The organism is Microbacterium sp. (assembly GCF_011620715.1).
Taxonomy (GTDB): Bacteria; Actinomycetota; Actinomycetes; order Actinomycetales; family Microbacteriaceae; genus Microbacterium.
Genome location: NZ_WOYP01000001.1, coordinates 45,129 through 52,816, shown reverse-complemented (window position 1 = coordinate 52,816; position 7,688 = coordinate 45,129). Strand labels below are relative to the sequence as shown.

Sequence of the window (7,688 nt, the reverse complement as noted above, 5' to 3'; positions counted from 1 at the left end):
CCGGCTGGCCCGGCACCTCCGTGCTCGACATCACGGTGCACGCAGACCCGGACCCCGCTCGAGCGCTCCTGCGTGAGACCGGCTCCCCCACAACCGGCACTTCCACGACCGACACTTCCCCGACCGAGGTGCACGCATGACCCTCCACATCGAGCGGGCCCGCTCCCGGCGCCCCATCACCTGGCTCACGCTGGTGGGCGTTCTGCTGCTGCCGGTGCTGATCGGCGGCATCCTCGTCGCCGCGCTCTACAACCCGGCCGAGCGGCTCGACAACATGAGCGCCGCGATCGTGAACGAAGACGAACCGGTCACGATCGACGGTCAGTACGTTCCGCTGGGCCGCCAGCTCACCGCCGGTCTGGTCGAGGGCTCCGACGACGTGGCGAGCAACCTCGACTGGACGATCTCCAACGCCGGCGACGCCGCCGCCGGGCTCGCCGACGGCACCTACCAGGCGGTCGTCACGATCCCCTCGAACTTCTCCACCACCGCCACCTCGACCGCCACCTCGACCGCCCCCGGCGGCACGCCGGAGCAGGCGACGATCGAGGTATCCACCCCGCCCGACTCGAAGGTCGTCGACGACGCGATCGTCGCACAGGTGACCTCGGCCGCGGCATCCATCATGGGTCGGCAGCTCTCGCAGGTGTACCTCGAGAACGTGTTCCTCGGGTTCACTACGCTGGGCGACCAGCTCGGTGAAGCCGCCGACGGCGCGCACCGGCTCGCCGACGGTGCGCAGCAGGCGGCCGAAGGCACGACCGCACTTGCCGGCGGCATCAGCCAGCTGGGTTCGGGAGCGTCGCAGCTCTCCTCGGGCGCGGGGTCGCTCGCGAGTGGGCTCGAGGAGATCGCGTCCGGCACGGCCGCCTCAGCGGCCGGCGCCGGTCAGCTCGCGGCGGGATTGGACACGGCGGCCACCCAGGTGGAAAATCCGCAGCTCGTCGGCGTCGCGCAGGCGACCGCGACGTATGCGACGACGGCCGCGTCGCAGACCGCGGGTGTCGCCCAGGACGCCGGCGGACTCGCGCAGAGCATCGGCGACCTGGCGGGCCAGTGCATCGCCGAGGGCGGATCGGCGACCTTCTGCGCGAGCCTCGGCGCCGCGGCGGAGACGGCGGGCACTACCGCGGGAGACGCGGCGGAGGCGGCGACCAGCGCCGGCTACGCCAGCGGCTACGCGACGCCGACCGCTTCCGGCATCCAGCAGCTCACGTCGCAGACGAGCGCGGGACTGGTGGAGGCCGCGAATCAGACACGCTCGCTGGCGGCCGGTCTCGCGCAGCTCGCGGACGGCACCGGGCAGTCCGCCGACGGAGCCCGCGGTCTGGAATCCGCCGCCTCCCAGCTGGCGGACGGAGCGGCGCAGACCGCCGACGGGGCGACCTCCCTCGCCGGCGGCATCGCAGAGCTGGCGAGCGGAACCTCGAGCCTCGCGGACGGACTGGATCAGGCATCCACCGCTCTGCCGTCGTACACGGACAGCGATGCGACCAGCCTCGCAGCAGTCGTCGCCGACCCGGTCACGACCGAGGGAGTCGGCTCGTCGCTGTTCGGCGCCTCCGCCGTGCCGCTGCTGGCCACGCTGGCGCTGTGGTTCGGCGGACTCGGAACCTTCGTGGCACTGCAGGCGGCCTCCCGCCGCGCGCTGACCTCGCGGGCGCCATCCGTGGTGCTCGCGCTGCGCGGGCTCGCACCGGCCGCAGCGCTCGGTGCCGTGCAGGGGCTGCTGGTGGCCGGCGTGGTACAGCTCGCGGCCTCGTACGACTGGGGTCAGTGGTCGCTGTTCGCCGCACTCTGCGTGGTCGCGGGGGTCGCCTTCGCCGCAGTGAACCAGGCACTCGTGGCCGTCTTCGGTGGGCTGGGGCGCTGGCTGGCCGCGCTGGTGGGCGTGCTCGCTGTCGCGACCGGCGTCGTCTCGACCGTGCCGGGGGTGTTGGCGGACGCCGCCGCGCTGCTGCCGACCGCTCCCGCCTACACCGGGATGCTCGCCGCGCTGACGGATGCCGGGGGCCTCGGCGCCGCCATCGCAGGGCTCTTGATCTGGTCGGGGCTCGCGTTCATCGCGACGACGATCGCGGTGGCGCGGCGACGCGTCGCCCGTTCGGGGGACCTGCTGGCGGCATCGCCCGTTCCGGCGTAGGCAGATATCGCGGGCCGCCTCTGCGACACGATTGCGCCCGACACCGCAGCAGTCACCGGGGACGCCCCAACGCCCCCGGTGACAGGCTCAGCCAGGAGTTGCGCGCACGCCGACGTTCACCGCGTGACGATGGTGCCCCAGCATTCCGGCGCTTGCGGGTTTCGCTTCGAGTGCAGACCGCATGTGCGCATCGACCGTTCGCGGCGCCCCAGCGCTACCCGAACGCTCACCGCCCACTGCATGGATCATGACGCGCCTGCCATCGAAGTCCAACTCTGACAAAGCGCCGGCGCACCCTCGACCGCGATTGCGGCTCCCCCGAACCGGCTTACTCTGCGCGACCCCCAAGTCAACGCGTTCATCCGGAACACAAGCTAGACCGTGTCCCACACCCTGTCAAGGACATGCCGAGCGGGGCTGCGCCTCAGCTCAGTCCGGAGTAGGCGTGCAGGCCCTTGAAGAACATGTTCACGATCGTGAAGTTGAACATGACGGCGCTGAACCCGATGATCGACAGCCACGCGGAGCGGGAGCCCCTCCAGCCGCGCGTCGCCCGCGCGTGGATGTAGCCGGCGTAGAGCACCCAGATGACGAACGTCCAGACCTCTTTGGTGTCGAAGCCCCAGTATCGGCCCCACGCGTCGTTCGCCCAGATCGATCCCGCAATGAGGGTGAAAGTCCAGAAGATGAAGCCGATGATCGCGAAGCGGTAGGCGATCGACTCGAGGGCATCGCTTCCCGGCAGCGTCCGAAGGAAGCGCGGCCCGGTCTTGGCCTTTGCCACCTCCATGCTCGAGGCATCCGCAAGCGCGGCTGTCTTGCGCTCGCGCCGCGCCTGCATGAGCTGCAGCACCGACAGCCCGAAGGCGAGCGCGAAGATCGCGGTCGCGAGCGAGGCGACGAAGACGTGGATGACGAGCCAGACGCTCTTGAGCGGATCCATCAGGGGTGAGATCTCGACGTAGAACGCGAGTGCCGCGCCGCCCAGCAGCAGTACGACCAGACCGGTGATGAAGGATCCGAGGAAGCGCAAGTCGTAGCGGAAAAGCGATACGAGGTACACCGCGACGATCAGCATGGTTCCGGTGAGGGCGAACTCGTACATGTTCGACCACGGAACCCGGCCGGCGGCGATGCCACGGGTCACGTCTCCGGCGATGTGGAAGAGCAGCCCGAGGACCGTCAGCGAGGTGCCGATGCGGGCCCAGAGCAGTCTGGGGCGGTCGCCCGGCCGCGCCGTGAACGTCGCCTCGGCGGCGCGCTCCTGATCGCGCAGCCGGCTGTTCGCCGCACGTCCCGGCGAGGCGGCAGCAGCCGACTCGGCGGACTGCCCGGCGGCGGCGACCGAGACGAGTTCACGATCCCGGGCCTCGGCATCCCGGGTCGACTCATCCCGCGCCGCGGCGTCCTGCAGATCGGCTGCGCGGGCGCCCCGGCGGGAAAGATCGACCGCGTACGCGATGAACGCGAGTGCGTAGATCGAGATCGCCGTCCACACCAGAAGCACGGATACCGAATCGAGCGTGAGAGTGCCGGGCATGGTCTCAGTCTATCCGCGGCGAATCAGGCGAGTCCGGCGGCGCGGACGAAGAGTCGTCGGCGGAATCGGATGCCGCGGGTTGCCCGCGCAGCACCGTTTCCAGACCGCGCCCGTGCCGCTGGACGAACTGGTCGAGTGCCGCACCGATCGCCGGGTCCTCACCACGAGCCAGCGCCGCGTACTCGATCCGCAGCGTGTGCCCGTCGGGCGTGACCTTGACCCACAGGCGCCTGCGGGGGATGAACAGCGCGGCCAGCAGCCCGAGCACCGCGAGCACGGCGAAGGCGAGCACCCACGTGGCCGCGGCGTCCCGATGGATCGACAGCGAGACGAATCGCTTCACCGACTGCTCGTAGCCCTCGGCTCCGGCGGGCGACTCGTTCTCGAACGTGATGGTCCCGAGGCCGTTCGGCAGGTCGGCCGTCTCGCCGGGCGCCAGTTCGATCGAGGCGACGTCGATCTTGCGTCCGGTCAGCTGCGTCATGTCGGTCGTGTCGAGCGCGTACACCGAGCGCGGAGTGCCGTCGTCGATGCCGAGGTCGCCCTCGTACACGTCCAGCGAGATCACCGGGTTGATCAGCGCGGGGTAGGCGGAGGCGAAGGCTCCGGTGGTCAGCGGCGCCTGGGTCGGGTAGAAGAAGCCGACCAGTCCCAGCTGCTCGGGCATGCCGTCCGGGACCTTGATCACGCCGAGTGAGGTCATGTTGGTGTCCTGCGCGAGGAACGGCACCGACTCCGAGAACACCACGTCACCGGCGGCGTTGCGAATCGTGACGGTCGGCGCATAGCCGTTGCCCATCAGGTAGATGCGGTCGCCGGCCATGTCGAGCGGATGGTTGACGCGCACCTCGCCCTGCTGCGGGTCTTCGCCCGCCAGCTGGGTGGTCAGGTGGGCGATGAAGTCTCCCGCCTGACCTGCCCCCTGCTCGCCGGAGGGCTGGTAGGTGACGCTGAACTCGTCGAGTGTCAGCGAGTACGGCGTGAGCGTCTCCTCGTCGACGAAGCGACCGGGATTGAAGGAGTTGTAGTCCAGGAGGGTGTTGACGAACGTGCCGCCCTCGATGATGACGCCCTGCCCCGTGTAGGTGAAGCCGCCGCCGACTCCGACCGCGACGAGCACGCCGATCAAGGCGGTGTGGAAGACGAGGTTGCCGGTCTCGCGCACATAGCCGCGCTCAGCCGAGACCGACAGCGTCCCGCGGGCGTCGTAGCGCTCGACGCGGTACCCGCCGCGCTTGAGCTGCTCGGCGGCCGAGTCGATGGCCGTGGCGGCCGCCCCCTCCGCGGAGACGCCGGGGGCGAGCTCGACGATCGACGACCGGTGGTCGGCGAGCCGCTCGAGCCGCGCCGGCGTGCGTGGCGGACGCGCGCGCAGCGCCTTCCAGTGATGCTTGGTCCGCGGGATCACGCATCCGATCAGCGAGACGAACAGCAGGATGTAGATCGCCGAGAACCAGATCGAGGTGTACACATCGAACAGCTGCAGATTGTCGAGCACCGGAGCGAGGTCCGGGTTGTCGGCGAAGTACTGTGTGACGCCGTTCGGGTCGGCGCTGCGCTGCGGGACGATCGATCCCGGCACCGCCGCGATCGCAAGCAGCAGCAGCAGCACCAGCGCGGTGCGCATGCTGGTGAGCTGACGCCATCCCCACCGCAGCCAGCCCACCGGGCCGAGTGCGGGCCGGACGATGTCGTCGGATGCGGCCGGCGCGGCCGAGTCGGCGTGGTCGGCCGGGCGCAGCGTGCCTTCGGCAGGATCGGGCGCCGAAGAGCCCTGGGCCTCAGAGCGGGAGCGGGACACTCAGGAACACCCCCTGAAGTTGCGCCATGAGAGCGGTCCACACTCCCGACACCATGAGCACCCCGAGTATCACGAGCATCACTCCTCCGATGATGTTCACGGCACGGATGTGGCGGCGCAGGAACCCGAACGATCGCGTCGCCCAGCCGAAGCCGAGGGTGATCAGGATGAAGGGGATGCCGAGCCCCAGCGAGTAGGCCAGACCCAGCAGGCCGGCCCGGACGGGATCGCCGAAGTTCCACGACATCGCGAGGATCGCCCCCAGGGTGGGACCGATGCACGGCGCCCAGCCGATGCCGAGCGCCAGCCCGAGGAGGGGTGCCCCGATCAGCCCGAGGTTGCCGCGCACCTGGGGTTTGAAGGTGCGCTGCGCGAAGCCGAACAGGCCGATGAAGACGAGCCCGAGAAGGATCACGATCACGCCCATCACGCGTGTGATCGGGTCGGCGTACTCGATGAAGAACTGCCCGACCGTGCCGCCCAGGATGTTGACCGCCATGAAGACGACGGTGAACCCGGCGATGAAAAGGAGCACACCGACCAGGAGCCGGCCGCGTGAAGGCTCCTCGTCGGCCACGGTGACTGCGAGAGCGGCATCCACTCGTCCGTCCGATCCGAGATCCGGAGAATCACCCCAGACTCGGACCGATTCGGCCGAACTGTCCGAAGTCGGCGCGATCCTCCGGGTTTCGGGGGACCGAGGAGCGACCGACCCGCCGATGAAACCGAGGTAGCCCGGAACGAGCGGGAGCACGCACGGCGACAGGAATGAGACCAGGCCGGCGAGCACGGCGATCGGCAGGGCGACCCAGAGCGCTCCGTCGGCGATGATCGCGCCCGGGTTCATGACGACTCCGCAAGGGTCTCGCGCACCAGAGTCTTCAGGATCGAGGGGTCGGGCAGCTGGCCGATGATCCGCGCGGCGACCCGGCCCTCGGCATCCAGCACGAGCGTGGTGGGGGTCGCCTGGATCGGGGTCTTCTCCGCGAACGCGAGCTTGATCGCGGGCGTCTCGGACGCGATCGCACTCGGGTAGGTGACGCCGTAGGTCTGCGCGAAGGCGGCAGCGGCGGCAGCCGAGTCGATCGTGTTGACGCCGAGGAAGGCGACGTCCTCGCCCTCGAAGGCGCCGTAGACCTGCTCGAGATCCGCGGCTTCAGCGCGGCACGGGCCGCACGCGGCGTACCAGAAGTTCACGACGAGCACGCCACCCAGGTAGTCCTCGCTCGCGACGGGATCGCCGGTCTCGGTCGTCGCGGCGAACACGACCGGCTCGCCGCGCTGTTCTAGGGGGATCTCCTGCACGGCGCCGTCGCCCGAGATGAACCCCTTGTTCTCACCCGCCCGGTACTGTTCGGCGAGGGGATCATTCGAGCACGCCGCGAGCCCTGCGACCAGGGCTGCGGACAGCAGCACGGCTGCCGCACGCTTCCCAGGCCGAGAGCGGATGCCGCGCATCAGACGGCCCCGACGTCGACGGCGCCTGCGGTCGCGGCGGGCTCGGCGTAGTCCGTTTCGCGCCACACGTCGCCCACGAGCTCGAAGCTCGTCACGCTCGAGAGGGCACAGCGCCGGCGGCGCGGGTCGTGGCGCGCGGGGAGCCCGGCGACCGCCAGATGGGTGACCCAGATCGGAAGCTGGTGGCTGACGATCACGACGTCGCCGCGCTCGGTGGCCCTCCACGCTTCACCCATCGCAGCCTGCATGCGGTCGACGACCATCGCGTACGGCTCTCCCCAACTGGGGATCTCGGGGCGCGAGAGGTGGCTCCAGCTCATCGGGTTCATCAATGCGCGACTCATCCGCCTGCCCTCGAACACATTGGTGGGTTCGATGACGCGCTCGTCGATGACCGGCTCGATGCCGAGCAGCACGGTGAACGGCTCCGCCGACTCGCGGGTGCGCTGCAGGGGTGAGCAGATGAGTGCGCCGATCGGGCGTCCGAGGCCGTGCACGTACTGGGCGGTCTGCCGCGCCATCCGTCGCCCGTCTGCGCTCAGCCCATAGCCCGGGAGCCGCCCGTACAGCACGCGGCGGGGGTTGTGGACCTCTCCGTGGCGCACGAGATGAAGGCGGTCGGCGGGCATTCCCGTAGTCTACGGTGAGCCGTTCTGTGGGCGTGCTGAGCGAAGGCCCCGAGCGCGAGCGTGACCAGGATCGTCGAAGAGACGCTCGTCTTCTTCGGTGCGACCTCGACATCCGGT

General features: G+C 70.0%; 6 protein-coding genes. 1 reads left to right on the top strand and 5 read right to left on the bottom strand.

Annotated elements, in window-relative coordinates; translation table 11 throughout:
* The first annotated feature begins 136 nt into the window (after positions 1 to 136).
* On the top strand, positions 137 to 2,143 hold the full coding sequence (locus QZV84_RS00235) for a YhgE/Pip family protein (protein WP_292823566.1): 2,007 nt from the start codon (positions 137 to 139) through the stop codon (positions 2,141 to 2,143).
* A gap of 424 nt (positions 2,144 to 2,567) precedes the next feature.
* Here QZV84_RS00235 and ccsB read toward each other — a convergent pair whose 3' ends face one another.
* The 5 genes from ccsB to QZV84_RS00210 are packed head-to-tail and all read right to left on the bottom strand — an operon-like array spanning position 2,568 to position 7,571.
* The gene (ccsB, locus tag QZV84_RS00230; protein ID WP_292823563.1) at positions 2,568 to 3,683 is read right to left on the bottom strand and encodes a c-type cytochrome biogenesis protein CcsB; all 1,116 of its coding nucleotides are present in this window, start codon (positions 3,681 to 3,683) and stop codon (positions 2,568 to 2,570) included.
* Between the two features lie 4 nt (positions 3,684 to 3,687).
* Positions 3,688 to 5,484, bottom strand: a complete 1,797-nt coding sequence (locus tag QZV84_RS00225; RefSeq protein WP_292823560.1) for a cytochrome c biogenesis protein ResB — start codon at positions 5,482 to 5,484, stop codon at positions 3,688 to 3,690.
* Positions 5,465 to 6,331 carry a cytochrome c biogenesis CcdA family protein gene (locus QZV84_RS00220; RefSeq protein ID WP_292823557.1) on the bottom strand — a complete coding sequence of 289 codons (867 nt, stop codon included), beginning with the start codon at positions 6,329 to 6,331 and terminating at the stop codon, positions 5,465 to 5,467. Before QZV84_RS00220 ends, QZV84_RS00225 begins: the two co-directional genes overlap by 20 nt.
* Positions 6,328 to 6,942 (bottom strand): TlpA disulfide reductase family protein, encoded by a 615-nt coding sequence (locus QZV84_RS00215; protein WP_292823554.1) that lies wholly within the window; start codon positions 6,940 to 6,942, stop codon positions 6,328 to 6,330. Before QZV84_RS00215 ends, QZV84_RS00220 begins: the two co-directional genes overlap by 4 nt.
* Positions 6,942 to 7,571, bottom strand: coding sequence for a histidine phosphatase family protein (locus QZV84_RS00210; RefSeq protein ID WP_292823551.1), 630 nt, complete (start codon positions 7,569 to 7,571; stop codon positions 6,942 to 6,944). Before QZV84_RS00210 ends, QZV84_RS00215 begins: the two co-directional genes overlap by 1 nt.
* Positions 7,572 to 7,688: the final 117 nt, after the last annotated feature.

Bases quoted from the DNA above. Each gene is read 5' to 3' on its own strand.
- ccsB (WP_292823563.1), bottom strand. From the start codon at position 3,683: ATGCCCGGCACTCTCACGCTCGATTCGGTATCCGTGCTTCTGGTGTGG.
- QZV84_RS00220 (WP_292823557.1), bottom strand. From the start codon at position 6,331: ATGAACCCGGGCGCGATCATCGCCGACGGAGCGCTCTGGGTCGCCCTG.
- QZV84_RS00210 (WP_292823551.1), bottom strand. From the start codon at position 7,571: ATGCCCGCCGACCGCCTTCATCTCGTGCGCCACGGAGAGGTCCACAAC.
- QZV84_RS00215 (WP_292823554.1), bottom strand. From the start codon at position 6,942: ATGCGCGGCATCCGCTCTCGGCCTGGGAAGCGTGCGGCAGCCGTGCTG.
- QZV84_RS00235 (WP_292823566.1), top strand. From the start codon at position 137: ATGACCCTCCACATCGAGCGGGCCCGCTCCCGGCGCCCCATCACCTGG.